This window comes from Aquabacterium sp., from assembly GCF_035476535.1.
Taxonomy (GTDB): Bacteria; Pseudomonadota; Gammaproteobacteria; order Burkholderiales; family Burkholderiaceae_C; genus Pseudaquabacterium.
In genome coordinates, this window is record NZ_DATILJ010000125.1 from 1 (window position 1) to 25,645 (window position 25,645).

Here is a 25,645-nt window from a genome sequence, read left to right on the forward strand (position 1 = left end):
GGGCCTCGCAGTGGGCGCCGCGGGTGCGCCGCGCGGATGTGCGTGTCGGTGCCTGCGAGATCAAGGCGCTGCCGGTGCGCGTGCATAGCTCGAACACCGAATGGTGGCTGTGGTGGGTGCCGCTGCCCCACGTGGGCGGCAAGCCGCGCCAGTATTTCGAATTCGTGGTCGCCGTCGACAGCCGGGCCTGTGCGGGAGTGGCCAATCCCTGATCCCATCGTCCCCTCCGAGATGAGGCCATGAACGAGTTCCTTCGCGACTGAGCGTCGACACGGGGGGACAGGCGATGGGAAAGGCGCTAACCTTGGCGGCATGCCACGCCGCCCCCAGAACATCCACAAGGCTTACCACGCCCACGTGTACTTCGGTCCCGAGTCGGTGGCCCAGGCGCGGGCGCTGGTGGAAGAGGCGGGCGGGCTGTTCAAGGTGCAGGTCGGGCGCGTGCACGAGAAGCTGGTGGGCCCGCATCCTTGCTGGAGTTGCCAGTTGGCCTTCAGCGCGGCCGAGTTCGAGCAGGTCATCCCCTGGCTCGACGAGCATCGCCGCGGCCTGGACGTCTTCGTGCACGGCTTGACGGGCGATGACCTCGCCGACCACACCGCCCACGCCTATTGGCTGGGCAACGAGTGGCCGCTCAACCTGGCCATGTTCCGGCAGCGCGAGTCGTAAAGGCGGTGGGGTGCCCCTCAGTCGTTGAGCGACGAGAGGAACTGCTTCAGCTCGGGGGTCTGCGGGCTGCCGAAGAGCTGTTGCGGCGGCCCCATCTCGTGCACCTTGCCCTGGTGCATGAAAATCACGCGGTCGCTCACCTTGCGGGCGAAACTCATCTCGTGGGTGACCATGAGCAGGGTCATGCCCTCGTCGGCCAGGCTTTCCACCACACGCAGCACTTCACCCACCAGTTCGGGGTCGAGTGCGCTGGTAATCTCGTCGCACAGCAGCACAGCCGGCTCCATCGCCAGCGCGCGGGCGATCGCCACGCGCTGCTGCTGCCCGCCGGAGAGCTGGTCGGGCATGGCGTCGAATTTCTCGGCCAGGCCCACGCGCGCCAGCAGCTTTCTTGCCAGGTCGGCCGCCGCTGTGCCGTTCTTTTTCTTCACCAGCGTCGGCGCCAGCATGATGTTGCGGCCCACCGTGAGGTGAGGGAACAGGTTGAAGCCCTGGAAGATCATGCCCACGTGCTGGCGCAGCTCGCGCATGGCCATGGGGCTGTCGTGCAGCAGCGGCTTGCCGTCCACGGTGAGCGAACCTTCCTGGAACACCTCCAGGCCATTGATGCAGCGAAGCAGCGTGCTCTTGCCCGAGCCGCTCTTGCCGATGATGGCAATCACCTCGCCGCGGCTCACCGTCAGGTCGATGCCCTTGAGCACCTCGTTGTCGCCGTAACGCTTGCGCAGCGCGTCGATTTGAACAATGGCGTTCATTTCAGTTTTCTTTCCAGGCGGTGGGCATAGGCCGAGACGGGGAAGCACAGCGCGAAGTACAGCAGCGCGACGAAGGCATAGACGGTGAAGGGGCGGAAGGTGGCGTTGCTGATCATCGTGCCGGCCTTGGTGAGTTCGATGAAGCCCAGCACCGAGGCCAGCGCCGTGCCCTTGATCACCTGCACCGCGAAGCCGACGGTGGGTGCCACGCCGATGCGCAGCGCCTGCGGGCCGACCACGTGCAGCAGCTTTTCGCGCAGGTTCAGTGCCAGGCTGTCGGCGGCCTCCCACTGGCCCTTGGGGATCGCGAGCACGCAGCCGCGCCAGATCTCCGTCAGGAACGCACTGCTGTACAGCGTCAACGCCAGGCCGGCCGCGGCCCAGGCCGGCACGTTCAGCCCCAGCAAGGCCAGGCCGAAGTAGGCCAGGAACAGCTGCATCAGCAGCGGTGTGCCCTGGAACAGTTGCACGTACAGGCTCACGCCGCGTTCGGCGCCGGGCAGCTTGGCGATGCGGGCGATCAGCAGGGCCGCGCCGACCAGCCCGCCGCCGATGAAGGCCACCAATGACAACAAGACGGTCCAACGCGCAGCCAGCAGCAGGTTGCGCAGGATGTCCCAGAGACTGAAGTCAACCATGGCAGCTCATTTTCTGACGGTCAAAAGACGCGTCCCGGCCCATTGCAACGCTTGCCGCAGCAGCACCGCCAGCAGCAGGTACATGCCGGTGGCGATGAAGGTGGCTTCGAAAGCGCGGAAGTTGCGGCTGTGGATCAGGTTGGCGCTGTAGCTCAGTTCCTGCGTCGCGATCTGGCCGCAGACGGCCGAGCCCAGCATCACGATGATGATCTGGCCGACCATCGCCGGCCACACGCGGGCCAGCGCCGGCGGCAGCACCACGCGAATGAACACCTGCGCTTCGCTCAGCGCCAGCGAACGCGCCGCTTCGATCTGGCCCCGCGGCGTGGCCTGGATGCCGGCTCGGGCGATTTCGCCGGCATAGGCACCCAGGTTGATCACCATCGCGATCACCGCGGCCCATTCCGGCGTCAGCTTCACGCCCAGGCTGGGCAGGCCGAAGAACACGAAGAACAGCTGCACGATGAAGGGCGTGTTGCGGATCAGCTCGATGTAGGTCGTGGCCGCCCAGCGCAGCGGCAGCGCGCCGTTCAGCCGCGCCCAGGCGCAGGCCACGCCGAGTGCGAGGCCCAGCGTTGCCGAAACCGCCGTCAGCAGCACCGTCATGCCCGCGCCGCGCAGCAGCAGCGGCCAGTCGACGAGTACCGCGCCGAAATCAAAAGTAATCATCGTCGCTACACCACCAAATCATGCGCGGGCCAAGTTCCCAAGTGGCCATCGCGGATCCGGCTTTGCCGGTCCGCAGGTGGCCGCCCCCTTGAGGGGGAAGCGCCGAAGGCGCTCCGGGGGTGGGCTGGTCAATTCGGGAGATCGCCAGTCGGGCGGCCCAGCCACTTCACGGCCATCTTGTCGAGTTCACCCGAGGCCTTGGCGCCGGCGATGATCTCGTTGACCTTGGCGCGCAGCTTGTCTTCGCCCTTGGCAATGCCGACGAAGTTCGGCGAATCCTTCAGCACGAACTTGTATTCGGTGCCCAACTGCGGGTTCTTGGCCATCATCGCGCCGGCCACCTGGGCGCCGGTGGCGATCACCTGCACCTGGCCGGAGACGAAGGCGGCCACGGTGGCGTTGTTGTCCTCGAAGCGCTTGACGTCCAGGTTCGGTGGCGCCACCTTGGCGAGTTCGATGTCCTCCATCGCGCCGCGGGTCACGCCCACGGTCTTGCCGGTCAGGTCGGCCGGGGTCTTGATGGCCAGCGTCTTGGGTGCGAACACCGCCTGGAAGAACGGCGAGTAGGCGATCGAGAAGTCGATGACCTTCTCGCGCTCGGCGTTCTTGCCCAGTGTGGAGATCACCAGGTCGGCCTTCTTGGTCTGCAGGTAGGGGATGCGGTTGGCGCTGATCACCGGCAGCAATTCCAGCGAGACGCCGAGCTTGGCCGCAATCAGCGCGGCCAGGTCGATGTCCAGCCCCTGCGGCTTCAGGTCGGTGCCGACGAAGCCGTAGGGCGGGTAGTCGGTTGGGATCGCGATGGTGATCTGCTTCTTCGCGAGGATGGTGTCCAGCGCGGTCTGCGCCTGGGCCAGCGCTGGCAGCAGCGTGGCGGCGAGCAGGACGGGGAGGAGGGTACGGCGTTGCATGGTCAAGTCTCCGAACGGACGGTGGATCGTGGGGGGGTGAGGGGGGGTGAATCTGGATCGGCGGATGGCCCGGGCACCAGGTCGGTGAACAGGCGCTGGCGGCGGGGGGCCTTGGGCTGGGCTCCGGCCTTCAGCGGCGATAGCGCGGCGCGCAGCGGCGCCAGCGGATCATCGGCCGCGGCGTCCTGGCCCAGGTGGCGTGCCACGCTGTCGATGTGCTCGCGCAGCCGCGCAGTGGCCTGTGCGGCATCGCCCGCCTCCAGCGCAGCGACGATGGCCGCATGTTCGTCGCACGAAGTCGCCGCGGCATGCGTGCTTTGGTAGAGCGTGGCGATCAGCGTGGTGCGCGCGGTCAGGTCTTTCAGGATCTCGGCGAGCAGGCTGTTGCCGGCGCATTCGGCCAGGCAGACATGGAAGTCGCCGAGCAGCCAGCTGCGTTCGCCGGCATCGCCGGCGCGGATGGCGGCACGCTCGTCGGCCACATGGGCCTTCAGCCGGCGGATCGTGGCTGGTGGCAGCGGCCCGGGCAGGCTTTGCAGCAGGCCGGTTTCGATGGCCAGGCGGGCACCGAAGGCTTCGCGCGCTTCGTCCAGCGAGGGCTGCACGACGAACCAGCCGCGCCGCGCGTTGACCTCCACCATGCCGCGTGCCGACAGGCGGGCCAGCGCCTCGCGCACCAGCGTGCGGCTGACACCGAACAGATCGGCCAGGGCCTGCTCGCCCAGCCGCTGACCTGGCGCCAGGCGGCCGGCCAGGATGGCATCGACGATGCGATCGGCGATCTGGTCGGGCCGTTTGCCCTCACTGCTGCCCTCTTTGGGGGCCATCTGCATGCTCCTGGTGCGTCGCGCTGCGGCGTGTGCCGCAGTCTTGTGCGCGTCAAGTGTCGATCAGCCTTGTATGCAAACGCAATGCCAGGCTGCACGGCAGGGCCAATCCCGGGGTGCCGCATCGGCACCGCCTGATACGCTCCGGCCCATGAGCTTTCTCGCCATCGACATCGGCAACACCCGCCTGAAATGGTCGCTGTACGCGTCACCGCAGCCTGGTGCGGCGGTGCTGGCGCATGGCGCGGTGTTCCTCGAAACCATCGACGAACTGGCCGAAGGCGACTGGAAGCGGCTGCAGGCGCCGGCCAGCATGCTGGGCTGCAATGTCGCCGGCGATGCGATCCGCCGCCGCGTCGAAGAGCAGCTGGAGTTGTGGGACATCGAGCCGCGCTGGGTGGTTTCCAATGCGCACGCGGCGGGCATCAGCAATGGCTACGACCACCCGGCGCGGCTGGGCACCGACCGATTCGTTGCGCAGATCGGCGCCCGCCACCATGTGCTGGCACGCGGCGTTTCGCGGCCGGTGCTGGTGGTGATGATCGGCACGGCCGTGACGGTGGACGCAGTAGACGTCGAGGGCAAGTTTCTCGGCGGGCTGATCCTGCCGGGTCACGGCATCATGCTGAAGGCGCTGGAGAGCGGCACCGCCGGCCTGCGTGTACCCACCGGCGAGGTGGTGAAATTCCCCACCAACACCAGCGACGCGCTGACCAGCGGCGGCACCTATGCGATCACCGGCGCCATCGAGCGCATGCACCGGCACCTGACACAGCAATGCGGCGAACCGCCAGTCACACTGATCGGTGGCGGCGCCGGCTGGAAGGTAGCGCCCGACCTGGACATCGAGCACGAGTTGGTCGATTCACTGATCTTCGACGGGCTGCTGGCGCTGCAGTCCCACCGCTTGGCGCTGTGACCTACAGGATGTAGCGGGACAGGTCTTCGTTGCGCGCCAGTTCTCCGAGCTTGGCATCCACCGCTGCGGCGTCGATGCGCACGGTCTGGCCGCCCAAGTTCGGCGCGTCGAAGCTCACTTCGTCGAGCAGGCGCTCCATCACCGTGGCCAGCCGGCGGGCACCGATGTTCTCGGTGCGCTCGTTGACGTCGTAGGCGATCTGCGCCAGCCGGCGGATGCCCTCGGGCGCGATCTCCAGCGTCACGCCCTCGGTGGCCAGCAAGGCCTGGTACTGCTTGATCAGGCTGGCATGCGTGCTGGTCAGGATGGCTTCGAAGTCGTCGACCGACAGCGAACCAAGTTCGACGCGGATCGGAAAGCGCCCCTGCAGCTCGGGGATCAGGTCGCTCGGCTTGGCGAGGTGGAAGGCACCGGACGCGATGAACAGGATGTGGTCGGTCTTGACCATGCCGTGCTTGGTGCTGACGGTGGTGCCCTCCACCAAGGGCAGCAGGTCGCGCTGCACGCCCTGGCGCGAGACTTCGGCGCCGCCATGTTCGGAGCGCGAGGTGACTTTGTCGATCTCGTCGATGAAGACGATGCCGTTGTTCTCGGCATTGGCCAGCGCCAGGGTCTTGATGTCCTCATCATTCACGAGCTTGGCCGCTTCTTCCTCGACCAGCAACTTCTGCGCTTCGTCGATGCGCAGCTTGCGGGTCTTCTTCCGGCCGCCGCCGAGCTGCGAGAACATGCCCTTCAGCTGCTCGGCCATCTCTTCCATGCCGGGCGGCGTCATGATCTCCATCGAGCCGCGCGGCTCGGCCAGTTCCAGCTCGATTTCCTTGTCGGCCAGCGCACCTTCGCGCAGGCGCTTGCGCATCACCTGGCGCGCGGTGTTGTCGGCGGCGGGAGCGCCGGTGTTGCCGAAGCCCAGCTCATGGCGCGGCGGCGGTACCAGCACATCGAGGATGCGGTCCTCGGCGGCGTCTTCGGCGCGCGCGCGCTGGCGCTTCATCGCCGATTCACGTTCCTGCTTGACGGCCATGTCGACCAGGTCGCGGATGATGGTGTCGACATCCTTGCCGACGTAGCCGACCTCGGTGAATTTCGTCGCCTCGACCTTGATGAAGGGCGCATCGGCCAGCCGCGCCAGGCGGCGAGCGATCTCGGTCTTGCCGACGCCGGTGGGGCCGATCATCAGGATGTTCTTCGGTGTGATCTCGCTGCGCAGCTTGTCGTCCACCTGCTGGCGGCGCCAGCGGTTGCGCAGCGCAATGGCCACGGCGCGCTTGGCAGCCGATTGGCCAACGATGTGGCGGTCGAGTTCGGAGACGATCTCTTGTGGCGTCATGCTCATGGTGTCAGCCCAAGGTCTCGATGGTGTGGTTCTGGTTGGTATAGATGCACAGGTCGCCCGCGATGGTGAGTGCCTGCTTGACGATGTCTTGGGCGCTGAGATCGGTGTGCTGCAGCAGCGCACGGGCGGCGGCCTGGGCGTAGGCGCCGCCGGAGCCGATAGAAATAATGCCGAGTTCGGGCTCCAGCACGTCGCCGTTGCCGGTGATGATCAGCGAGGCCTCGTGGTCGGCCACCGCCAGCATCGCTTCCAGCCGGCGCAGCACGCGGTCGGTGCGCCAGTCCTTGGTCAGCTCGATCGCCGCGCGCACCAGGTGGCCCTGGTGCTTCTCCAGCTTGGCCTCGAAGCGCTCGAACAAGGTGAAGGCATCGGCGGTGGCGCCGGCAAAACCGGCCAGCACCTGGTCGCGGTAGAGCTTGCGCACCTTGCGCGCACTGGCCTTGACGACGATGTTGCCCAGCGTGACCTGGCCGTCGCCGCCGAGCGCAACTTGCCAGCCGGCCGGCGTTTGCCGCCGCACGCTGATGATGGTGGTGCCGTGGAAGGGTTCCATGGGTGTTTCAAGTGGGGGAGAAATGGCTGGCCGCAAGTGGCGGCGGCACAGGCGCCGTTGGCGCGGCGGCCTGCGGCTTCAGTCGCGCAGGACCTGCACGCGCGCGTGCTCGTTGATGCCCATCGCGCCGAAGAACAGCGCCACCAGGCGGTGGGCTTCGGTGAAGGTGACGCTGCGGTTCTGGCTGCGCTTGGACAGCACCCAGTTCAGCAGGTCGCCCGCGGCGATGAAGTCGACGCGGATCAAACGTGCGCAGGACACGCTGACCAGCGGCGCCGTGGCCAGCTGGCTGTCGATGCGCGTCAGCGTCGAGCCGATGTCGCCGATCAGTTGGCCGGACAGGTCGACGCTGGCCACCTGCTGGCCGCCCTGCGGGTCGTCGAGCAGGCTGGATTCCATGAAGCCGGTGGACACTTCGCTGACGATGGACAGCGGCGGCGTCGCGGTGGTATGTGAGACGCCGCCCATGCGCACCACGCAGTCGGTGCGCTCCCACGAGGGCGGCGACACTTCGTAGGTGACGCAGTAGTCGATGGCGGCCTCGTCGAACTGGTCCGGCCGGTTGGCCAGGCGCAGGGCCTCAATGCGGGCCATCCAGAACGCCGGGTCGGCATCGCGCACGCCGGTGGGTGCAGCCTCGGCCAGGGTGCTCAGCAACTGCTCGCCGGCCTGCCAGCGCATCTCCACTTTCTGCTTGGCCCATTGGCGGAATAGCTCGGTGAGCTGCGACGCCGCTTCAGCCTCGACGCGCTGCAGCCCGGACCAGTCCAGCACCCAGGGCAGCGGCAACTGCAGCGTGACGGAACGCAGCCGCGCCACGGCATCGATGTCCAGCACCTCGGCACTGACCCAGCCGACATTGCCGATGCTGGGTCGCGCGGCCTTGGGCCGCTCTTCGGCCGCGGCTGCTTCGGCCACGCGCTTGGGCAGCGAATACCACTGCGGCGACGAGCTGCCGAACAGGTTGGCGAACTCCAGCGCCAAGCCCTCGAACTTCATCTGCTGTCCGGTGGCACGGTACAGGTCGAACAGCACCTTCCAGGTTTCCGGGTGCTGGTAGCGCGCGGAGCCTGCGGCCACGAGCTGGGTCAACGAATCTTCGCAGTGGCCGAAATCGGCATTGGCGAACGCAATCACCGCTTCGTCCAGCTCGGGGTCGTGCACCACCTCGCTGACTTCCACCGCAAACTGCGAGCCGAAGTCAGCGCCCGGCCCGGCCTGGCGGTTGCTGGCGGTTTTGGGGTCGATGGCCGCGCTGGCGGTGGCGAAAGCCGGGGTGCTGGCGGGTGCGGGCGCGGGCTTGGGCGCCGGCGTGGCGGCCACCGGGCCCGCGGCGCGCGTCACCGGCGGCGGGTTCAGGGGGGCGACACCGCTGCCCATCACCGCCGGGGCCGGCGCGGACGGCAGCGGCACATCGAATTCGGGCAGGGGCGGCAAGGCCGGCAGGCGCTCGTCGTCGTGGTCCCTGCCGTCTGCCGGCGCATCGTCTTCTGCCGGATGCGACTGGAAGGCCACCGGTTGCGTCGGCGCGTTGTAGAAGGCCGGCGTGCGGCGTGGCGGCGGCGAGGCAGCGCGCAGGCTTTCGCCGACCATCTGCTGCTCGATCTCGTCGATCTTGGCCTTGACCTGCTGGTCCTGGCGCGCGCCGGGCTCCTGCAGCCGCACTTCGGAGTCGTCGATGCGCGACGAGCCGCCCAGGGCGGCCAGTTGCTCCGGCGACAGGCCTTCGCGGCGGAGCCGGCGCAGCACGTCGAATTCGCGCTTGCGCACGAAGTCGTTGCGGCGCTTGCGCTCGACCATGGCCTTGAGCTCGGAGCGCTCCAGGTCCGTGTCGCGGCTGTCTTCCTGGCGCGAATTGATGTCGGACCAATCCGTCGCCGGGTTGGCGACAAAACGCACCACCTTGCGCAGGAAGCTCTCGCCGTCCTTGGGATCCGCCATGGAGTCTGGTCTTCTGGGCGCTTAGTCGCCGAACATTTTTTGCTTGAGCTCGCGGCGCTGCTGGGCTTCCAGCGACAGCGTCGCCGTCGGGCGAGCAAGAAGCCTGCCCAGGCCGATGGGCTCGCCGGTTTCGTCGCAATAACCGTAATCGCCGGCTTCGATGCGGCCCAGCGACTGCGAGATCTTCTTCAGCAGCTTGCGTTCACGGTCACGCGTGCGCAACTCCAGCGCATGCTCTTCCTCGATGGTCGCGCGGTCGGCCGGGTCGGGCACGATGGAGGTGTCTTCACGCAGATGCTCGGTGGTTTCGCCGGCGTTGGACAACAGGTCGTCCTTCAGCGCTTGCAGGCGGGCACGGAAGAAGTCGAGCTGCTTCTCGTTCATGTACTCGGCCTCGGGCATGGCCATCAACTCGGGCTCGGTCAGCTCGCGGCCGGCCTTGGACTTCCAGGCGTTGGCCAGCTTGGGGTCCGCCTTGACGGCGGGCTTCACAGTTTCCATTGGTTCGGGGAATCCACGGGCGGGTGGCTTGGGAGGAGAAAAACGTTCGGCGAAGCGGTTGACGGCGGGCGCCGGGGCCTCCGCCGCATGCGAGCCGGTGGGGGCCGCACTCTTGGCGGGCGCCGTCTTGGCTGGGGCGGTTTTGGCCACCGCGGTCTTGGCGGGGGCTGGTTTGGTGCTGGTCTTGGCTGCAGCCGAGGCGGAAACAGGGGCTGGCGCGTGCACCTCGGCCGCAGTGCCCTTGCGGGTGGCTGCAGGCTTGTCGGTGGCCGGGCTTTTTTCCGAGGTCTTGCTCACTTCGGGACTCCTCGCAGTGGCTTTATACCTGTTAACTGCCCACACCTGTGGTTTTGCAGCGTCGTTTCGGGCGCGCGGATTGTAGCCACGCGCCTTTCTGCCTGAACGGCGATCAGACCAGGCAGCCTTCCAGGCCCTGCAACAGGATGTCGCGCGGCAGATCGATGCCGATGAACACCATCTTGCTGAGCTTTTTTTCGCCCGGCAACCACTTCGGCCCCAGGTCGCTGCCCATCAACTGGTGCACGCCCTGGAAGATGACCTTGCGATCGCTGCCCTTCATGAACAGCACGCCTTTGTAGCGCAGCATCTTCGGTCCGTATACCTGCACGATGGAACCGAGGAAATCCTCCAGCTTGGCGGGGTTGAAGGCCCGCTCGGCGCGGAAGACGAAAGACTTCACATCATCGTCGTGGGCATGGTGGTGCGGGTGGTCGCAGTGCTCGCCATGTTCATGATCGTGATCATGGTGGTCGTGATCGTGCGCATGGTCATGGCCGCCCTCGGTGAGGAATTCGGGGTCGATCTCGAGCTTGGCATTGAGGTTGAAGCCGCGCAGGTCGAACACCCGGGCCAGGTCCACCTCGCCGAAATGTACGCGCTGCTGCGGCGCCCGCGGGTTCATGTGCTTGAGCCGGTGGGCCAGCGCATCCACGTCGGCACCGGGCACCAGGTCGGTCTTGCTGATGAAGATCTGGTCGGCAAAGCCGATCTGGCGGCGCGCTTCCTGGCGCCTGTCCAGCTGGCCGTCGGCATGCTTGGCGTCCACCAGTGTCAGCACCGAATCCAGCAGGTAGCTTTCGGCGATCTCGTCGTCCATGAAGAAGGTTTGCGCCACCGGGCCGGGGTCGGCGAGGCCGGTGGTCTCGATCACCACGCGGTCGAAGTCCAGTTCGCCCTTGCGGCGCTTCTCGGCCAGGTCGGCCAGCGTCGAGCGCAGGTCCTCGCGGATCGTGCAGCAGACGCAGCCGTTGTTCATCTGGATCACCTGCTCCTTCGTATCGGCGACCAGGATCTCGTTGTCGATGTTCTCTTCGCCGAACTCGTTCTCGATCACGGCGATCTTCTGGCCATGGGCTTCGGTCAGCACCCGCTTGAGCAGGGTGGTCTTGCCGGAACCCAAGAAGCCCGTCAGGATGGTTGCAGGAATCAGTCCGTTTGACATGGGGTTCTCCAGGTAACGCTGTCGCTCAAGGGCCGCGAGGATAGACCAGCTTGGCCCATCCTGCCGGCGCAGGGTCGGCCTTGTGCGGCGCATCGGGTATTCTCTGCCCACTTCCACTCCCGACACCCATCGTGTCCGAACCGCCTCCCAGTCGGTCGCGCTATGACGCCGCCGCGCCTGCGGCCAGCAGCAAGCGCAGTTTCTTCGAACGGCTGATTGAATTCGTCTCGCCCGGGCCCGACACACGGGACCAGCTGATCGAGACGCTGGCCAATGCCGAGCACCGCGAGCTGATCGCGCCCGAGTCGCGCATCATGCTCGAGGGCGTGATCCGCATGGCCGACCTCACCGCCGGTGACGTGATGGTGGCGGCGCCGCGCATGGATTTCCTGGACATCGACGCGCCGTACGACGAGTTGCTCAACAGCGTGATCGAGACCAGCCATTCGCGCTTTCCGGTCTACGAAGGCGGGCGCGAGAACATCATCGGCATCCTGATGGCCAAGGACTTGCTGAAGCTGCAGCGGGCGCCCGAGCTGAACCTGCGCACGCTGCTGCGGCCGGCGGTGTTCGTGCCCGAATCGAAGAACCTGAACGAGCTGTTGCGGGACTTTCGCTCCAACCGCAACCACCTGGCGATCGTCATCGACGAGTTCGGCAACACCGCTGGCCTGGTCACCATCGAGGACGTGCTCGAAGAGATCGTCGGCGAGATTGAGGACGAGTTCGACGACGACGACGCCGAGAGCGGCATCTACACGCTGGCCGACGGCTCGCACCGCGTGGCAGGCGACACTTTGATCACCGCGGTGAACCAGGCTTTTGCGGTGATGCTGCCGGCCGATGAGTTCGACACCATCGGTGGCCTGGTCGCGCATGAGCTGGGCCGGGTGCCGCGCCGCGGCGAGGCGGTGCAGCTCGACGAGCTGTCCTTCCACGTGATGCTGACGCGGGGCGGGGCGGTGCGCTGGTTCAAGGTATCGCGCGTTGCCCCAGCCGCCAACGGCGGCCCGGCTTGAGCGCCTGGGCCGAACAACGGTCCGGATCGGGCGCCTGGGCTGAACGCCGCCTGGCGGCGTCCCCCGCGGCCGATATGCTGCTGGCGGCCGCCCTCGGCGCGCTGCAGACCCTGGCCTATGTGCATACCGCCGCCTGGGCGCTGCAGCTGCTGTGCATCGCCGGGCTGGCCTGGCGAGTTCAAGCCGCGACACCGCGCCGCGCCGCGCTGCTGGGAGCGGCCTTCGGCACCACCTGGGTGGCCTCGGGCGTGTGGTGGCTGTTCATCAGCATGCACCGCTATGGCGGCCTGCCGGCGCCGCTGGCCGCCGCGGCGGTGCTGCTGCTGGCGCTGGTCTTGTCGGGCTACCTGGCTGTGGCGACGGCGGCGGCGGCGCGCGCCAGGCGCGGCCATTGGCTTGCCGATGCCGGACTGTTCACACTGGCCTGGCTGGCGACCGAACTGGCCCGGGGGCTGATCTTCAGCGGCTTCCCCTGGATAGCCACCGGCTACGCGCAGATCGACAGCCCGCTGGCCGCCTGGGCGCCGTGGATCGGCGTCTACGGCATCGGCGCATTGGTGGCGTGGGCGGCGGCGCTGCTGGCCGGTGCCGTTGCGCGGGGCTGGCGCATCGCGGCACCGGGGCTGTTGGGCAGCGTGGTGCTGCTCGGGCTGCCGGCGCTGATCGGCCCGGGCGAGTTCACCCGCGCCACCGGCAGCCTGAAGGTCACGCTGCTGCAAGCCAACGTGCCGCAGGACGAGAAATTCGTCATCGAGCGCCTGCCGGCCACGCTGGCCTGGGTGGCGGCGGCGCTGCAGCAGGCCCAGGGCGACCTGGTGATCGCGCCGGAAACGGCGGTGCCGCTGCTGCCCGAACAGCTGAACGACTTCGATCCTCGTTACTGGCCGCAGCTGCGTGAGCACTTCCGCCGGCCCGGCGCACCGGCCGCGCTGCTGGGCGTGCCGCTGGGCGACTTCCAGTCCGGCTACACCAACTCGGTGCTCGCGCTCGACGCCGCCGGCACGCCCTACCGCTACGACAAGACCCATCTGGTGCCCTTCGGCGAATTCATCCCCACCGGCTTTCGCTGGTTCACCGAGATGATGAACATTCCGCTGGGCGACTTTGCCCGCGGGCCGCTGAATGCGCCGTCGTATGCACTCCGCGGCGAGCGGGTGGCACCGAACATCTGCTACGAAGACCTGTTCGGCGAAGAGCTGGCACTGCGCTTCACCGACCCGGCCACCGCGCCGACGGTGCTGGCCAACCTCAGCAACATCGGCTGGTTCGGCGACACCATCGCCGTTACCCAGCATCTGCAGATCTCGCGCATGCGCACGCTGGAGTTGCAGCGGCCGATGCTGCGCGCCACCAACACCGGTGCCACGGTGATCATCGACCACCGTGCCCACGTCAGCGCCCGGCTGCCGCCGTTCACCCGCGGCGCCCTCAGCGGCGAGGTGCAGGGCCGCAGCGGTCGCACGCCGTATGTGGCCTGGGTGGGGACGATCGGCCTGTGGCCGCTGCTGCTGGCAGCCTGGTTGGCGCTGGCGCTGCTGGCCTGGCGCGCTGGGCAGGGCGCGCCCGGTAAACTTGCAGGTTGACCTTTTGAGACAACACGGGCCCCGATGCTCACCTTCCAGCAACTGATCCTTCGCCTGCAGGACTATTGGGCGGCCCAGGGCTGCGCCTTGCTGCAGCCCTACGACATGGAAGTGGGCGCCGGCACCAGCCACACCGCGACATTCCTGCGCGCGCTGGGCCCCGAACCGTGGAAGGCCGCCTATGTGCAGCCCAGCCGCCGGCCGAAGGATGGCCGCTACGGCGAGAACCCGAACCGGCTGCAGCACTACTACCAGTACCAGGTGGTGCTCAAGCCCGCGCCGGCGAACATCCTCGAGCTCTACCTCGGCTCGCTGGAAGCGGTGGGCTTCGACCTGAAGAAGAACGACATCCGTTTCGTCGAGGACGATTGGGAGAACCCGACGCTGGGCTGCTGGGGCCTGGGCTGGGAGGTCTGGCTCAACGGCATGGAAGTCACGCAGTTCACCTACTTCCAGCAGGTCGGCGGCATCGACTGCAAGCCAATCACCGGCGAGATCACCTACGGCCTGGAGCGGCTGGCGATGTACCTGCAGGGCGTTGAGAGTGTCTATCAGCTGAAGTGGACGGAAGGCCTGAGCTACGGCGACGTCTACCACCAGAACGAGGTCGAGCAGAGCACCTACAACTTCGAGCACAGCGATGTCGAGTTCCTGTTGCAGGCCTTCGGCGCCCATGAACGGCAGAGCAAGCACCTGATGACGCAGCAGTTGGCGCTGCCGGCCTACGAACAACTGCTGAAGGCCGGCCACAGCTTCAACCTGCTGGATGCGCGTGGCGCGATCAGCGTCACCGAACGCGCCGGCTACATCGGCCGCATCCGCAACCTGGCGCGTGCGGTGGCGCAGAGTTATGTCGACAGCCGCGCACGCCTGGGTTTCCCGATGGCGCCCAAGGACTGGGCTGCCGAAGTGCTGGCCGACATCGACAAGAAGAAGGCGGCCTGAGTCATGACTGCGACTGTGAAGAACCTGCTGGTCGAGCTGTTTGTCGAAGAGCTGCCGCCCAAGGCGCTGAAAAAGCTCGGCGAAGCCTTTGCGTCCGGCCTGGCCGCGTCATTGCAGGCCCAGGGCCTGGCCACCGCCGACAGCCGCCTGACGAGCTTTGCGTCGCCGCGCCGCCTGGCCGCGCAGCTCACGGCGGTGGCCGACAAGGCCGCTGACAAGGCCCAGCAGCAGAAGCTGATGCCGGTGGCCGTGGCGCTGGACGCCAGCGGTGCGCCGACACCGGCGCTGCTGAAGAAGCTGGCCGCGCTGGGCGCTGATGCGTCTGTCGTGCCCTCACTGAAACGTGCGCCCGATGGCAAGGCCGAAGCGCTGTTTCTCGACAGCCGGGTGCCCGGTGCCACGCTGGCCGAAGGCCTGAAGAAAGCCATCGACGAGGCATTGGCCAAGCTGCCGATTCCGAAGGTCATGAGCTACCAGCTTCACAAGGGCCAAGGTGCGGACTTCCGCCCGGGCTGGACCACCGTGAACTTCGTGCGACCGGCGCACGGCCTGGTGGCGCTGCACGGTGATGCGGTGGTGCCGGTCTCGGTGCTCGGCCTGGATGCCGGCCGCACGACGCAAGGCCACCGCTTCGAAGCCGCCCAGAGCCCGGTGACGCTGCGCGATGCCGACAGCTATGCCGAACAACTGGCCAGCGAAGGCGCGGTGATCGCCAGCTTCGCCGCGCGCCGCGCTGAGATCCAGCGCCAGCTGCAGGCGGCAGCGTCGACGCAGGGCTTGACGCCGATCGACGACGACGCGCTGCTCGACGAAGTGACGGCGCTGGTCGAGCGCCCGAACGTGCTGCTGTGCCGCTTCGAACCCGAATTCCTGGCCGTGCCGCAGGAATGCCTGATCCTGACGATGAAGGCCAACCAGAAGTACTTTCCGCTGCTCGATGCGGCGGGCAAGCTGACCCACCAGTTCCTCGTCGTCAGCAACATCCGGCCGGACGACGCCTCGCAGGTGATTGGCGGCAACGAACGGGTGGTGCGACCGCGCCTGGCGGATGCCAAGTTCTTCTTCGACCAGGATCGCAAGAAGAAGCTCGAAGACCGCGTGGCCGGCCTCGACAAGGTGGTCTACCACAACAAGCTGGGCACGCAGGGCGAACGCCTGGCCCGCGTGCGGACCATTGCGCGCGGCATCGGCCAGGCGCTGGGTGGCGCGGCGCTGGCGCAGGCCGCCGACCGTGCCGCGCTGCTGGCCAAGGCCGACCTGCTGACCGACATGGTCGGCGAGTTCCCCGAGTTGCAGGGCACGATGGGCGGCTACTACGCCCGCCACGACGGCGAGCCCGAAGACATCGCGCTGGCCATCGAAGACCACTACCGCCCACGCTTTGCCGGCGACGCGCTGCCGCGCAACACCGTGGGCCTGGCGGTGGCGCTGGCCGACAAGCTCGAGACGCTGGCCGGCCTGTTCGGCATCGGCCAGGTGCCCACCGGCGACAAGGACCCGTTCGCGCTGCGCCGCCATGCGCTGGGCGTGATCCGCATGCTGATCGAGGGCGGCCTGGCGCTGAACCTGCCGACGATGGTGGACGCGGCCTTTGCCGCCTTTCCCGGCGGCCATGGCGACGCCCGCGAGGCGGTGGCGCAGTTCATCTACGAGCGCCTGGTGGGCTACCTGCGCGACCAGGGCTACAACGCCCATGAGGTCGATGCCGTGGTCGCCGTGCGGCCGCCCTGGGCCGAATTTCCGGCGCGTCTGGCGGCAGTGCGCAGCTTTGCCGCATTGCCGGAAGCCGCTTCGCTGGCCGCCGCCAACAAGCGTGTCGGCAACATCCTGAAGAAGTCCGAAGGCGCCGGAACCGCCGCGGTGCTGCCAGCGTTGCTTAAGGAGCCCGCCGAAGCGGCGCTGCACCAGGCGCTGCAAGCGGTGCAGCCCCTTGCGGACGCAGCCTTCGAGCGCGCCGACTATGCCGCGTCACTGCAGGCCCTGGCCGCGCTGAAAGGCCCGGTCGACGAATTCTTCGACAAGGTGATGGTGAACGCCGAAGATGCAGCCCTGCGCAGCAATCGCCTGGCTCTGCTGGGTGGCTTGCATGCGGCGATGAATCGCGTGGCCGACCTGTCCCGCCTGGCCACTTGAGTCCATGAGGCCCGATGGCGGGTGAGGCCGCGCCTGGTCAGACGAGGAGGATGAACAATGCAACCGGTGGTCAAGCTGGTGATCCTGGGCCGTGACGGCATCCTCAACGAGTACCGCGACGACCACGTCAAGGCGCCGAACGAATGGCAGCCGATCGACGGCGCGCTGGAAGCGGTGGCGCGGCTGAACCACGCCGGTTGGCACACGGTGGTGGCGACGAATCAATCCGGCATCGGCCGCGGCATGATCGACATGGCCTCGGTGAACGCGGTGCATGCACACATGTACCGCCAGCTGATGGCGGTGGGCGGGCGTGTCGATGCGGTGTTCTTCTGTCCGCACACGCCGGAAGACCAGTGCGATTGCCGCAAGCCGTTGCCCGGGCTGATGAAGGAGATCGGCAAGCGCTACGGCATCGATCTGCGGCTGGTGCCGATGGTGGCGGACACCTTGCGTGACCTGCAGGCGGCCCAGGCCGCCGGCTGCGAGCCGCACCTGGTGCGCACCGGCCGGTCCCAGCTGATGAGCGAAGAGCAGCTCGCGCATGTGCTGGCCCTGGTGCCGGGCACGGTGGTGCACGAGGACCTGGCGGCCTTCGCCGACTACATGATGCGCCGCGACCACGCGCCGATCTCGACGCCGGGGGACCTGCATTGAGCCCGCTGAACACGCTGCTGTGCGCCCTGCGCTCCGCGCTGTTCGTGCTGTGGCTGAGCGTGACCGTGATGCCCTGGGCCTTGGCGGTGGTGCTGGCCTCGCTGTTCCTGCGCAGCACCACGATCTACTGGATGTGCGCCGGCTGGCTGCGCGTGTCGATCTGGGGCGCGCGGGTGATCTGCGGCGTGCGCCACCGCGTGCAGGGCATGGAACACCTGCCCACCAAGGCGGATGAAACGGCCGCGGTGCTGCTGGCGCCCAAGCACCAGTCGACCTGGGAGACTTTTGCGTTCCCGACACTGATGTCGCACCCGCTGGCCTATGTCTTCAAGCGCGAGTTGCTGTACATCCCGTTCTTCGGCTGGGCCATCGGCCGGCTGGACATGATCCACATCGACCGCAGCCGGCGCGCCGAAGCCTGGAACCGCGTCGCCGAGCAGGGCCGCGAGCTGATGTCGCGCGGCTGCTGGGTCATCATGTTCCCGGAGGGCACCCGCACGCCGCGCGGCAGCCAGGGCAGCTACAAGAGCGGCGCCAGCCGGCTCGCGGTGACCACCGGCACGCCGATCGTGCCGATTGCCGTGACCTCGGCGCGCTGCTGGCCGCGCAAGAGTTTCCTGCTGCGCCCGGGCATCGTCGACATCTCGATCGGCCAGCCGATCCCCTCCCAGGGCCGCGAGCCGGACGAGTTGATGCGCCAGGTGGAAGCCTGGATCGAGGCCGAGATGCGGCGCCTCGATCCCGAGGCCTATCCGCGACCCACCCCTCTTGCTGCCTAGAATCGGGGCCATGGTGCGATCCGGAGCCGACCCGAACCCGCAGCAGCTTTCGCTGTTCGATCGGGTGGCGTCGCCGGCCCCCGCCGAGACCCTCTCACCGAATGCCCTTGGCAGTGCCGCCACGGCCGGCGCGCCGGGGGCCTGTGCCGAACTTCCCGTGTTGAACCCGCCCGCCCCGCCCGTACCGGTGCAGAGTGCACCCCGTTTCCAACATCCGCGGGCCCAGCGCCAGATCCAGCTGGGCGAGCACCGCGTGGCTTATGAGTTCCGCCGCGCGCGCCGGCGCAGCATCGGCTTCGTCGTCAGCGCCGAGGGCCTGAGTGTCAGTGCGCCGCGCTGGGTCGGCGTCGGCGAGGTCGAGCAGGCGCTGCAGGCCAAGTCCGGCTGGATCCTGCGCAAGCTGCATGAACAGCAGCAGCGCGCCGAGCGGGTGCAAGCCACGCGCGTGCAGTGGCATGACGGCACCAGCCTGCCCTTCCTGGGCGACACGGTGATCGTGGTGCTGGACCCGCGCACCACCGGCGCGGTGCTGCATGCCGACGCGCAGGCGCTGCCCGGCGTGCCGCGCATGACGCTGCATGTCGGCCTGCCGCAAGGCGCTTCACAGGAGCAGATCCGCGAGGCGGTGCAGAGCTGGCTGCAGCGCCAGGCGCGGCGCGTGTTCGAGGAGCGCTGCGCGGTGTTCGCGCAGCGCCTGGGCGTGCGCGTGAAGCGCCTGTCGCTGAGCTCGGCGTCCACCCGCTGGGGCAGCGCCAGCGCCGACGGTTCGGTGCGGCTGAACTGGCGGCTGATCCACTTTGCGCTGCCGGTCATCGACTATGTCGTCACCCACGAGCTGGCCCACCTGCGCGAGATGAACCACAGCGCGGCGTTCTGGGAGGTGGTGCGTTCCGTGCTGCCGGACTACGAGCAAAGCCGCGGCCTGCTGCGCACCGAGGTCCTGCCGGCCTTCGATTGAAGTGCGGCCTCGCGGTACATTGACGTGAACGTCAACCCGCCGCCGACATGACCCGCACCGCCAGCCCGAGCGCCCGCACGCGCCCCGCCAAGACGTCCCCACCAGAAGCCCCGGCGGCCGCCCGTCCGCGGGACGAGCGCAGCTACACCATCACCGAGCTGGCGCAGGAGTTCGACCTCACGACCCGCGCGATCCGCTTCTACGAAGACGTGGGTCTGCTGGCGCCGGCGCGGGCCGGCCGCAACCGCGTCTACAACCAGCGCGACCGCACGCGGCTGAAGCTCACGCTGCGCGGCAAGCGGCTGGGCTTTTCGCTGACCGAGATCCTGCAGCTGGTGACGATGTACGAATCGCCAGCGGACTCCGCGGCGCAGCTCGAAGCCTTCTCGCAGGCGCTGGCCCGGCACCGCCAGCAGCTCGAGCGCCAGCTGGAAGACCTGCAGCTGACGCTGTCGGAGATCGGTCAGCATGAAGAGCGCTGCGCGCGCCTGCTGGCCGAACGCGGCAAGAGCCGTCGGCGCGCGGCCGGCGGCGCGCCCCAGGCCGCGCGCAGCAGCGAGAAGTCATAGCGCGCACCGCGACCCGGGCGTGGCGCGTGCACTTGCCAAGCAGCGCCAGGCTTGGATAAGATGTGACGTTTACGTAAACGTCAATCTGCACCGGGTCGGCCGCGCCGGCCGTACCATCCGCAGAGTCGTTGGGCATCAGCGATGGCACCCGCGACGGCACATCCTCGACCGCACCCAGGAGACTCCCCATGAGCACGCTGCCCGGACTCGACTTCCAACTCGGCGAGGACATCGATGCACTGCGCGACGCGGTGCGTGCCTTCGCCGAGGCCGAGATCGCGCCGCGCGCGGCCGAGATCGACCGCTCCGACCAGTTCCCGGTGGACCTGTGGCGCAAGATGGGTGAAGTTGGCGTGCTCGGCATCACCGTGCCGGAGCAATACGGCGGCGCCAACATGGGCTACCTGGCGCACATGATCGCGATGGAGGAGATCAGCCGTGCCTCGGCCTCGGTGGGCCTGAGCTACGGCGCGCATTCCAACCTCTGCGTCAACCAGATCAAGCGCAACGGCAGCGAGGCGCAGAAGGCCAAATACCTGCCCAAGCTGATCACCGGCGAGCATGTCGGCGCGCTGGCGATGAGCGAGCCCGGTGCCGGGTCTGATGTCATCAGCATGAAGCTCAAGGCCGAGGACAAAGGTGGTTATTACCTGCTCAACGGCAACAAGATGTGGATCACCAACGGCCCCGACGCCGACACGCTGGTGGTTTACGCCAAGACCGACCCGGAGATGGGCGCGCGCGGCGTCACTGCCTTCCTGATCGAAAAGGGCATGAAGGGTTTTTCCATCGCGCAGAAGCTCGACAAGCTCGGCATGCGCGGCAGCCACACTGGCGAGCTGGTGTTCCAGAACGTCGAGGTGCCGGCGGCCAACGTACTGGGCGCGGTGGGCGGCGGTGCACGGGTGCTGATGAGTGGGCTGGACTATGAGCGCGCGGTGCTCGCCGCCGGGCCGATCGGCATCATGCAGGCGGTGATGGACAACGTCGTGCCCTACATCCACGACCGCAAGCAGTTCGGCCAGAGCATCGGCGAGTTCCAGCTGATCCAGGGCAAGGTGGCCGACATGTACACCGTGCTGCAGGCCGCGCGCGCCTTCTGCTACACGGTGGGCAAGAACCTCGACAAGCTGGGCACGGACCACGTGCGCCAGGTGCGCAAGGACTGCGCCAGCGTGATCCTGTGGTGCGCCGAGAAGGCCACCTGGATGGCCGGCGAAGGCATCCAGGTCTACGGCGGCAACGGCTACATCAACGAGTACCCGCTGGGCCGCCTGTGGCGCGATGCCAAGCTCTACGAGATCGGCGCCGGCACCTCGGAGATCCGTCGCATGCTGATCGGCCGCGAATTGTTCGCCGAGACGATGTAAGAGGCGGTGCGTAAACTCTGATGCACTGCAACAAATCGGGCGCATCCGCCGACTGCCATGAGCGTTGAACTGCAGGAACTTTTCGACAAGAACCGCCAGTGGGCCGCGGCCACCGAGACGCGCGAGCCCGGTTTCTTCACCCGGCTGATCAACCAGCAGACGCCGCAGTACCTGTGGATCGGCTGCGCCGACAGCCGCGTGCCGGCCAACGACCTGGTTGGCCTGCTGCCGGGCGAGTTGTTCGTGCACCGCAACGTCGCGAACCTGCTGGTGCATTCGGACCTGAACGCGCTGTCGGTGATCCAGTACGCGGTCGACGTGCTGAATGTCGAGCACATCATCGTCGTCGGCCATTCCAATTGTGGGGGGGTGCGTGCAGCGATGAACAACAAGCGCGCCGGACTGGTCGACAACTGGCTGCGCCATGTGCAGGACGTGCGCGATACCCACGCCGGCTTCCTGGCGGGGCTGCCCGATGGGCTGAGGGTTGATGCACTGGTCGAACTGAACGTGCTGGAGCAGGCCCGCAACGTCTGCCATACCACCGTGGTGCACGACGCCTGGCAGCGTGGCCAGCAGGTGGTGGTGCATGGCTGGGTCTATGGCCTGCACAACGGCCTGCTGGAAGACCTGCGCATCACGGCGGCCCGGCCGGAGGACGTGGGCCTGGCCTACGACACCGCGCTGGCCCAGCTGAAGCAGCGCTGGCGGCAGCGCACGGCCGCCGACGCGGTCTGATCTCCGGATGTTTCCGCATCGCCTGACCGACTCGCGGGCCTACGACATCGCGCAGGCGATGCTCGAAGGCTTCAACCGGCACTACCTGCTGTTCAGCGAGACCAACCGCGCCGCCAAGCAGCGCTTCGAAGCCGCCGACTGGCATGGCCAGCAGCGGGCGCAGCGCGAGCGTATCGAGTTCTACGACACCCGTGTCGACGAGGCGGTGGAACGGCTGCAGCGGGAGTTCGACACCGGCAAGCTCTCCGGCGACACCTGGCAGCAGGTCAAGCTGCACTACATCGGCCTGCTGACCAACCACCACCAGCCCGAACTCGCCGAGACCTTCTTCAACTCGGTGACGACCAAGATCCTGCATCACCGCTACTTCCGCAACGACTTCCTGTTCGTGCGGCCGGCGATCAGCACCGAGTACATCGAGAACGACGAGCCGGCCTCGCTGCCGACCTACCGCGCCTACTACCCGACGCGCGAGACCTTGCGCGACACCTTGCTGCGCATCGTCAATAACTTCCAATTGGCGCGTGAATTCGAGGACATGGGCCGCGACGTCGACCAGGTGCTGGCCGCGCTGCGCAAGCAGGTCGGCGTGAACATCCGGCTGCGCGCGAACTTCCAGATCCAGGTGCTGTCGTCCCTGTTCTACCGCAACAAGGGTGCCTACCTGATCGGCAAGATCGTCAACGGCTTCGCCGAGACGCCGATGGCGTTGCCGATCCTGCACAACGAGCAGGGCCAGCTGGTCATCGACACCGCGCTGTTCAGCGAAGACGACATGCTGATGCTGTTCAGCTTTGCGCGCGCCTACTTCATGGTCGACATGGAGATCCCCAGCGCATATGTGCAGTTCCTGCGCTCGCTGATGCCGCGCAAGCCGCGCTCGGAGATCTATGCCGCGCTGGGCCTGCAGAAGCAGGGCAAGAACGCGTTCTATCGCGACTTCCTTTACCACCTGCGCCATTCGAGCGACAAGTTCGGCATCGCGCCCGGCATCAAGGGCATGGTGATGCTGGTGTTCGACCTGCCGTCGTACCCGTATGTCTTCAAGGTCATCAAGGACTTCTACCCGCCGCAGAAGGACACCACGCGCGAGCTGATCAAGCGCAAGTACCTGCTGGTGAAAACCCACGACCGTGTCGGGCGCATGGCCGATACGCTGGAATACACCAGCGTAGCCTTCCCGCGCTCGCGCATCAGCGACGAGCTGGTCGCCGAGCTGAAGCACTTCTGCCCCAGCCTGATCGAAGAGGATGGCGATGTGCTGGTCATCAGGCACCTCTACATCGAGCGGCGCATGATCCCGCTGAACATCTACCTGCAGGACGCCACGCGCGAGCAGATCGAGCATGCGGTGATCGAGTACGGCAATGCGATCAAGGACCTGGTGGCCGCCAACATCTTCCCCGGCGACATGCTGTGGAAGAACTTCGGCGTCACCCGCCACGGCAAGGTGGTGTTCTATGACTACGACGAGATCGAATACCTCAGCGATTGCAACTTCCGCCGTGTGCCCGAGCCGCGCAACGAGGAAGAGGAAATGTCCGCCGAGGTCTGGTACACGGTGGGCCCGAAGGATGTGTTCCCCGAGACCTTCGGTCCGTTTCTGCTGGGCAACCCGGTCGTGCGCGAGGTGTTCATGGCGCACCATGCCGACCTGCTGGACCCGGCGTTCTGGCAACTCCACAAGGACCGCATCAAAGCCGGCCACGTGCACGATGTCTTTCCGTATGAAGCGCCGCGGCGTTTCAGCTTTCAGCGGCAGGTGCAGCCTGCCTTGTCGCCCCCCGCTGTCTCCACCACCCCTGCCTGAATGAAGGAGCCCATCATGGCCGATCCCATCGTCATTGTTTCTGCCGCACGCACACCCATCGGCGGGCTGCTGGGCGACTTCTCGTCGCTGGCCGCCTGGGAACTGGGCGCCGTGGCGCTGAAGGCTGCTGTCGAACGCGCCGGCGTGCCCGGTGATGCGATCGACGAGGTGCTGCTCGGCAACTGCCTGATGGCCGGCCAGGGTCAGGCGCCGGCGCGCCAGGCCTTGCGCCGCGCGGGCCTGCCGGATTCCGCCGGCGCGGTGACCTTGAGCAAGATGTGCGGCTCCGGCATGCGCGCGATGATGTTCGCGCACGACATGCTGGCCGCCGGCTCGGCCAAGGTGATGCTGGCCGGTGGCATGGAGAGCATGACCAACGCGCCGCACCTGATGTTCGCGCGCAAGGGCGTCAAGTACGGCGCAGCGCAGATGCTTGACCACATGGCGCTGGATGGCCTGGAAGACGCTTATGAACGTGGCAAGGCGATGGGCGTGTTTGCCGAACAGTGCGTGGCCAAGTACGGCTTCACGCGCGAGGCCCAGGACCAGTTCGCGATCGCCTCGACCACACGCGCCAAGGCGGCCAATGAAGACGGCAGCTTCGCCTGGGAAGTCGCGCCGGTCACCGTGCCCGGCAAGTCCGGCGACACGGTGCTCAAGTTCGACGAGCAGCCGTTCAAGGCCAAGCTCGACAAGATCGCCGGCCTGAAGCCGGCGTTCAAGAAGGACGGCACGATCACTGCGGCGACATCGTCGAGCATTTCCGATGGCGCGGCGGCGCTGGTGCTGATGCGTGATTCGACCGCGAAGCAGATGGGTGTCACGCCGGTGGCGCGCATCGTTTCGCATGCGGTGCATGCGCAGGCGCCGGAATGGTTCAGCACCGCGCCGGCAGGGGCCATCGAGAAGGTCCTGAAGAAGGCGGGCTGGGACGCCAAGAGCGTCAACCTGTGGGAAGTCAACGAGGCTTTTGCCGCGGTGACGATGGCGGCGATGGCCGAGTTCAAGCTGCCGCACGAGATCGTCAATGTGCATGGCGGGGCGTGTGCGCTGGGGCATCCGATCGGGGCATCGGGTGCGCGGATCGTCGTCACGCTGCTGGGGGCTCTGCGCAAGCGCGGGTTGAAGCGGGGTGTTGCTGCGCTCTGCATTGGTGGCGGTGAAGCGACCGCGATGGCGGTGGAGCTGGTCTGAGCACGAACCCTGATCCAGGCGAGACAGAAGAATGAACGTCCTCATCCTGGGCGCCTCCCGTGGCATCGGCCTCGAACTGACCCGCCAGCACCAGGCGGCGGGTGATCGTGTCATCGCCACCGCCCGCGGCGACGAAGGCTTGAAGACGATCCAGCAAGCCGGCGCCAAGCCGCTGAAGCTGGACATCACCGACACCGCCAGCACCGCCGGCCTGGCCCGGCGACTCGACGGCGAGAGCTTCGACACCGTCTGGCTCGTCGCCGGCGTCTACGGCCCTCGCAGCAGCGCACTGCAGTCGCCGACGGAAGAAGAGTTCAACACCGTGATGCACACCAATGTGCTCGCCGCGATGCGCGTCTTGCCGATCGTCGCCGAAGCCCTGGCGCCGCAGGCCCGCATCGCCGTGATTTCATCGCGCATGGGCTCGATCAGCCTGCGCAGCAACCCCAGCGGCTGGCTCTACCGCGCCTCCAAGGCGGCGCTGAATTCGCTCATGAAAGACGTCTCGCTGGCCCTCGAAGGCCGCGCCATTTGCGTGTCATTGCACCCAGGCTGGGTGCGCACCGACATGGGCGGCACGGACGCAGATATCGAGGTTGAACACAGCGTGCGCACGATGCGCGAGACCGTCGCCGCCCTGACCCCCGCCGACAACGGCAGCTTCCTCAACCACGACGGCGAGCGCCTGAGCTGGTGACCCCGACAACAC

General features: G+C 67.3%; 26 protein-coding genes. 16 read left to right on the forward strand and 10 right to left on the reverse strand.

The genetic code is table 11. From position 1 onward, the window contains the following. Together VLK61_RS12480 and VLK61_RS12485 are read left to right on the forward strand one after the other, a co-directional pair. Nucleotides 1-212 (forward strand): hypothetical protein (locus tag VLK61_RS12480; protein WP_325421608.1); only part of this gene is annotated, 212 nt, incomplete at its 5' end. 100 nt (nucleotides 213-312) lie between these two features. Further along, a complete protein-coding gene (locus VLK61_RS12485; RefSeq protein WP_325421610.1) occupies nucleotides 313-669 on the forward strand; it encodes a DOPA 4,5-dioxygenase family protein in 357 nt (118 codons plus the stop codon). 17 nt (nucleotides 670-686) lie between these two features. Here the strand turns inward: VLK61_RS12485 and VLK61_RS12490 are convergent, their stop codons facing one another. The 5 genes from VLK61_RS12490 to VLK61_RS12510 all read right to left on the reverse strand — a co-directional run bounded on the left by VLK61_RS12490 (nucleotide 687) and on the right by VLK61_RS12510 (nucleotide 4,469). Next, nucleotides 687-1,424 (reverse strand): amino acid ABC transporter ATP-binding protein, encoded by a 738-nt coding sequence (locus tag VLK61_RS12490; RefSeq protein ID WP_325421612.1) that lies wholly within the window; start codon nucleotides 1,422-1,424, stop codon nucleotides 687-689. Further along, nucleotides 1,421-2,062, reverse strand: a complete 642-nt coding sequence (locus VLK61_RS12495; protein WP_325421614.1) for an amino acid ABC transporter permease — start codon at nucleotides 2,060-2,062, stop codon at nucleotides 1,421-1,423. The genes VLK61_RS12490 and VLK61_RS12495 overlap by 4 nt, the downstream gene beginning before the upstream one ends. Before the next feature lie 6 nt (nucleotides 2,063-2,068). Continuing rightward, a complete protein-coding gene (locus VLK61_RS12500) occupies nucleotides 2,069-2,731 on the reverse strand; it encodes an amino acid ABC transporter permease (RefSeq protein WP_325421616.1) in 663 nt (220 codons plus the stop codon). Nucleotides 2,732-2,859: 128 nt separating this feature from the next. Beyond that, on the reverse strand, nucleotides 2,860-3,642 hold the full coding sequence (locus tag VLK61_RS12505; protein ID WP_325421618.1) for a transporter substrate-binding domain-containing protein: 783 nt from the start codon (nucleotides 3,640-3,642) through the stop codon (nucleotides 2,860-2,862). 2 nt (nucleotides 3,643-3,644) lie between these two features. After that, nucleotides 3,645-4,469, reverse strand: coding sequence for a GntR family transcriptional regulator (locus VLK61_RS12510; protein WP_325421620.1), 825 nt, complete (start codon nucleotides 4,467-4,469; stop codon nucleotides 3,645-3,647). A gap of 151 nt (nucleotides 4,470-4,620) precedes the next feature. On the opposite strand from VLK61_RS12510, the gene VLK61_RS12515 reads away from it, so the two are divergent. Continuing rightward, complete coding sequence (locus VLK61_RS12515; RefSeq protein ID WP_325421622.1) at nucleotides 4,621-5,388, forward strand: type III pantothenate kinase; 768 nt, start codon at nucleotides 4,621-4,623, stop codon at nucleotides 5,386-5,388. Between the two features lies 1 nt (nucleotide 5,389). Here the strand turns inward: VLK61_RS12515 and hslU are convergent, their stop codons facing one another. The 5 genes from hslU to VLK61_RS12540 form a co-directional block, all read right to left on the reverse strand. Beyond that, the gene (hslU, locus tag VLK61_RS12520; RefSeq protein ID WP_325421624.1) at nucleotides 5,390-6,724 is read right to left on the reverse strand and encodes an ATP-dependent protease ATPase subunit HslU; all 1,335 of its coding nucleotides are present in this window, start codon (nucleotides 6,722-6,724) and stop codon (nucleotides 5,390-5,392) included. Nucleotides 6,725-6,728: 4 nt separating this feature from the next. Next, nucleotides 6,729-7,277, reverse strand: coding sequence for an ATP-dependent protease subunit HslV (gene hslV / locus VLK61_RS12525; RefSeq protein ID WP_325421626.1), 549 nt, complete (start codon nucleotides 7,275-7,277; stop codon nucleotides 6,729-6,731). A 78-nt stretch (nucleotides 7,278-7,355) separates the two neighbouring features. Next, nucleotides 7,356-9,218, reverse strand: a complete 1,863-nt coding sequence (locus VLK61_RS12530; RefSeq protein ID WP_325421628.1) for an STAS domain-containing protein — start codon at nucleotides 9,216-9,218, stop codon at nucleotides 7,356-7,358. A gap of 21 nt (nucleotides 9,219-9,239) precedes the next feature. Then, entirely contained in the window at nucleotides 9,240-10,016 is a 777-nt protein-coding gene (dksA, locus tag VLK61_RS12535; RefSeq protein WP_325421630.1) for an RNA polymerase-binding protein DksA, read from the reverse strand. A gap of 112 nt (nucleotides 10,017-10,128) precedes the next feature. Continuing rightward, on the reverse strand, nucleotides 10,129-11,181 hold the full coding sequence (locus VLK61_RS12540) for a CobW family GTP-binding protein (protein ID WP_325421632.1): 1,053 nt from the start codon (nucleotides 11,179-11,181) through the stop codon (nucleotides 10,129-10,131). Nucleotides 11,182-11,312: 131 nt separating this feature from the next. Between VLK61_RS12540 and VLK61_RS12545 the strand changes: the two genes are divergently transcribed. From VLK61_RS12545 to VLK61_RS12605, 13 genes are all read left to right on the forward strand, one after another. Beyond that, a complete protein-coding gene (locus VLK61_RS12545; protein ID WP_325421634.1) occupies nucleotides 11,313-12,200 on the forward strand; it encodes an HlyC/CorC family transporter in 888 nt (295 codons plus the stop codon). Continuing rightward, nucleotides 12,197-13,783, forward strand: coding sequence for an apolipoprotein N-acyltransferase (gene lnt, locus VLK61_RS12550; protein WP_325421636.1), 1,587 nt, complete (start codon nucleotides 12,197-12,199; stop codon nucleotides 13,781-13,783). The genes VLK61_RS12545 and lnt overlap by 4 nt, the downstream gene beginning before the upstream one ends. 24 nt (nucleotides 13,784-13,807) lie before the next feature. Then, a complete protein-coding gene (glyQ, locus tag VLK61_RS12555; protein WP_325421638.1) occupies nucleotides 13,808-14,728 on the forward strand; it encodes a glycine--tRNA ligase subunit alpha in 921 nt (306 codons plus the stop codon). 3 nt (nucleotides 14,729-14,731) lie between these two features. Continuing rightward, complete coding sequence (gene glyS, locus VLK61_RS12560) at nucleotides 14,732-16,861, forward strand: glycine--tRNA ligase subunit beta (RefSeq protein ID WP_325421640.1); 2,130 nt, start codon at nucleotides 14,732-14,734, stop codon at nucleotides 16,859-16,861. Between the two features lie 57 nt (nucleotides 16,862-16,918). Next, nucleotides 16,919-17,518, forward strand: a complete 600-nt coding sequence (gene gmhB, locus VLK61_RS12565) for a D-glycero-beta-D-manno-heptose 1,7-bisphosphate 7-phosphatase (protein WP_325421641.1) — start codon at nucleotides 16,919-16,921, stop codon at nucleotides 17,516-17,518. 5 nt (nucleotides 17,519-17,523) lie between these two features. After that, nucleotides 17,524-18,297, forward strand: coding sequence for a lysophospholipid acyltransferase family protein (locus VLK61_RS12570; RefSeq protein ID WP_414636808.1), 774 nt, complete (start codon nucleotides 17,524-17,526; stop codon nucleotides 18,295-18,297). Nucleotides 18,298-18,307: 10 nt separating this feature from the next. Further along, on the forward strand, nucleotides 18,308-19,255 hold the full coding sequence (locus tag VLK61_RS12575; RefSeq protein ID WP_325421643.1) for a M48 family metallopeptidase: 948 nt from the start codon (nucleotides 18,308-18,310) through the stop codon (nucleotides 19,253-19,255). Between the two features lie 47 nt (nucleotides 19,256-19,302). After that, nucleotides 19,303-19,824, forward strand: a complete 522-nt coding sequence (locus VLK61_RS12580; protein ID WP_325421645.1) for a MerR family transcriptional regulator — start codon at nucleotides 19,303-19,305, stop codon at nucleotides 19,822-19,824. A 188-nt stretch (nucleotides 19,825-20,012) separates the two neighbouring features. Further along, entirely contained in the window at nucleotides 20,013-21,194 is a 1,182-nt protein-coding gene (locus tag VLK61_RS12585; protein WP_325421647.1) for an isovaleryl-CoA dehydrogenase, read from the forward strand. Nucleotides 21,195-21,251: 57 nt separating this feature from the next. Then, nucleotides 21,252-21,932, forward strand: coding sequence for a carbonate dehydratase (gene can, locus VLK61_RS12590; protein ID WP_325421649.1), 681 nt, complete (start codon nucleotides 21,252-21,254; stop codon nucleotides 21,930-21,932). Nucleotides 21,933-21,939: 7 nt separating this feature from the next. Further along, nucleotides 21,940-23,742, forward strand: a complete 1,803-nt coding sequence (gene aceK / locus VLK61_RS12595; RefSeq protein ID WP_325421651.1) for a bifunctional isocitrate dehydrogenase kinase/phosphatase — start codon at nucleotides 21,940-21,942, stop codon at nucleotides 23,740-23,742. Between the two features lie 15 nt (nucleotides 23,743-23,757). Further along, on the forward strand, nucleotides 23,758-24,936 hold the full coding sequence (locus VLK61_RS12600; RefSeq protein WP_325421653.1) for an acetyl-CoA C-acyltransferase: 1,179 nt from the start codon (nucleotides 23,758-23,760) through the stop codon (nucleotides 24,934-24,936). Nucleotides 24,937-24,967: 31 nt separating this feature from the next. Beyond that, on the forward strand, nucleotides 24,968-25,633 hold the full coding sequence (locus tag VLK61_RS12605) for an SDR family oxidoreductase (RefSeq protein WP_325421655.1): 666 nt from the start codon (nucleotides 24,968-24,970) through the stop codon (nucleotides 25,631-25,633). The last annotated feature ends 12 nt before the right edge of the window (nucleotides 25,634-25,645 follow it).

Bases quoted from the DNA above. Each gene is read 5' to 3' on its own strand.
- VLK61_RS12485 (WP_325421610.1), top strand. From the start codon at position 313: ATGCCACGCCGCCCCCAGAACATCCACAAGGCTTACCACGCCCACGTG.
- VLK61_RS12490 (WP_325421612.1), bottom strand. From the start codon at position 1,424: ATGAACGCCATTGTTCAAATCGACGCGCTGCGCAAGCGTTACGGCGAC.
- VLK61_RS12495 (WP_325421614.1), bottom strand. From the start codon at position 2,062: ATGGTTGACTTCAGTCTCTGGGACATCCTGCGCAACCTGCTGCTGGCT.
- VLK61_RS12500 (WP_325421616.1), bottom strand. From the start codon at position 2,731: ATGATTACTTTTGATTTCGGCGCGGTACTCGTCGACTGGCCGCTGCTG.
- VLK61_RS12505 (WP_325421618.1), bottom strand. From the start codon at position 3,642: ATGCAACGCCGTACCCTCCTCCCCGTCCTGCTCGCCGCCACGCTGCTG.
- VLK61_RS12510 (WP_325421620.1), bottom strand. From the start codon at position 4,469: ATGGCCCCCAAAGAGGGCAGCAGTGAGGGCAAACGGCCCGACCAGATC.
- VLK61_RS12515 (WP_325421622.1), top strand. From the start codon at position 4,621: ATGAGCTTTCTCGCCATCGACATCGGCAACACCCGCCTGAAATGGTCG.
- hslU (WP_325421624.1), bottom strand. From the start codon at position 6,724: ATGAGCATGACGCCACAAGAGATCGTCTCCGAACTCGACCGCCACATC.
- hslV (WP_325421626.1), bottom strand. From the start codon at position 7,277: ATGGAACCCTTCCACGGCACCACCATCATCAGCGTGCGGCGGCAAACG.
- VLK61_RS12530 (WP_325421628.1), bottom strand. From the start codon at position 9,218: ATGGCGGATCCCAAGGACGGCGAGAGCTTCCTGCGCAAGGTGGTGCGT.
- VLK61_RS12540 (WP_325421632.1), bottom strand. From the start codon at position 11,181: ATGTCAAACGGACTGATTCCTGCAACCATCCTGACGGGCTTCTTGGGT.
- glyQ (WP_325421638.1), top strand. From the start codon at position 13,808: ATGCTCACCTTCCAGCAACTGATCCTTCGCCTGCAGGACTATTGGGCG.
- glyS (WP_325421640.1), top strand. From the start codon at position 14,732: ATGACTGCGACTGTGAAGAACCTGCTGGTCGAGCTGTTTGTCGAAGAG.
- gmhB (WP_325421641.1), top strand. From the start codon at position 16,919: ATGCAACCGGTGGTCAAGCTGGTGATCCTGGGCCGTGACGGCATCCTC.
- VLK61_RS12575 (WP_325421643.1), top strand. From the start codon at position 18,308: ATGGTGCGATCCGGAGCCGACCCGAACCCGCAGCAGCTTTCGCTGTTC.
- VLK61_RS12580 (WP_325421645.1), top strand. From the start codon at position 19,303: ATGACCCGCACCGCCAGCCCGAGCGCCCGCACGCGCCCCGCCAAGACG.
- VLK61_RS12585 (WP_325421647.1), top strand. From the start codon at position 20,013: ATGAGCACGCTGCCCGGACTCGACTTCCAACTCGGCGAGGACATCGAT.
- can (WP_325421649.1), top strand. From the start codon at position 21,252: ATGAGCGTTGAACTGCAGGAACTTTTCGACAAGAACCGCCAGTGGGCC.
- aceK (WP_325421651.1), top strand. From the start codon at position 21,940: ATGTTTCCGCATCGCCTGACCGACTCGCGGGCCTACGACATCGCGCAG.
- VLK61_RS12600 (WP_325421653.1), top strand. From the start codon at position 23,758: ATGGCCGATCCCATCGTCATTGTTTCTGCCGCACGCACACCCATCGGC.
- VLK61_RS12605 (WP_325421655.1), top strand. From the start codon at position 24,968: ATGAACGTCCTCATCCTGGGCGCCTCCCGTGGCATCGGCCTCGAACTG.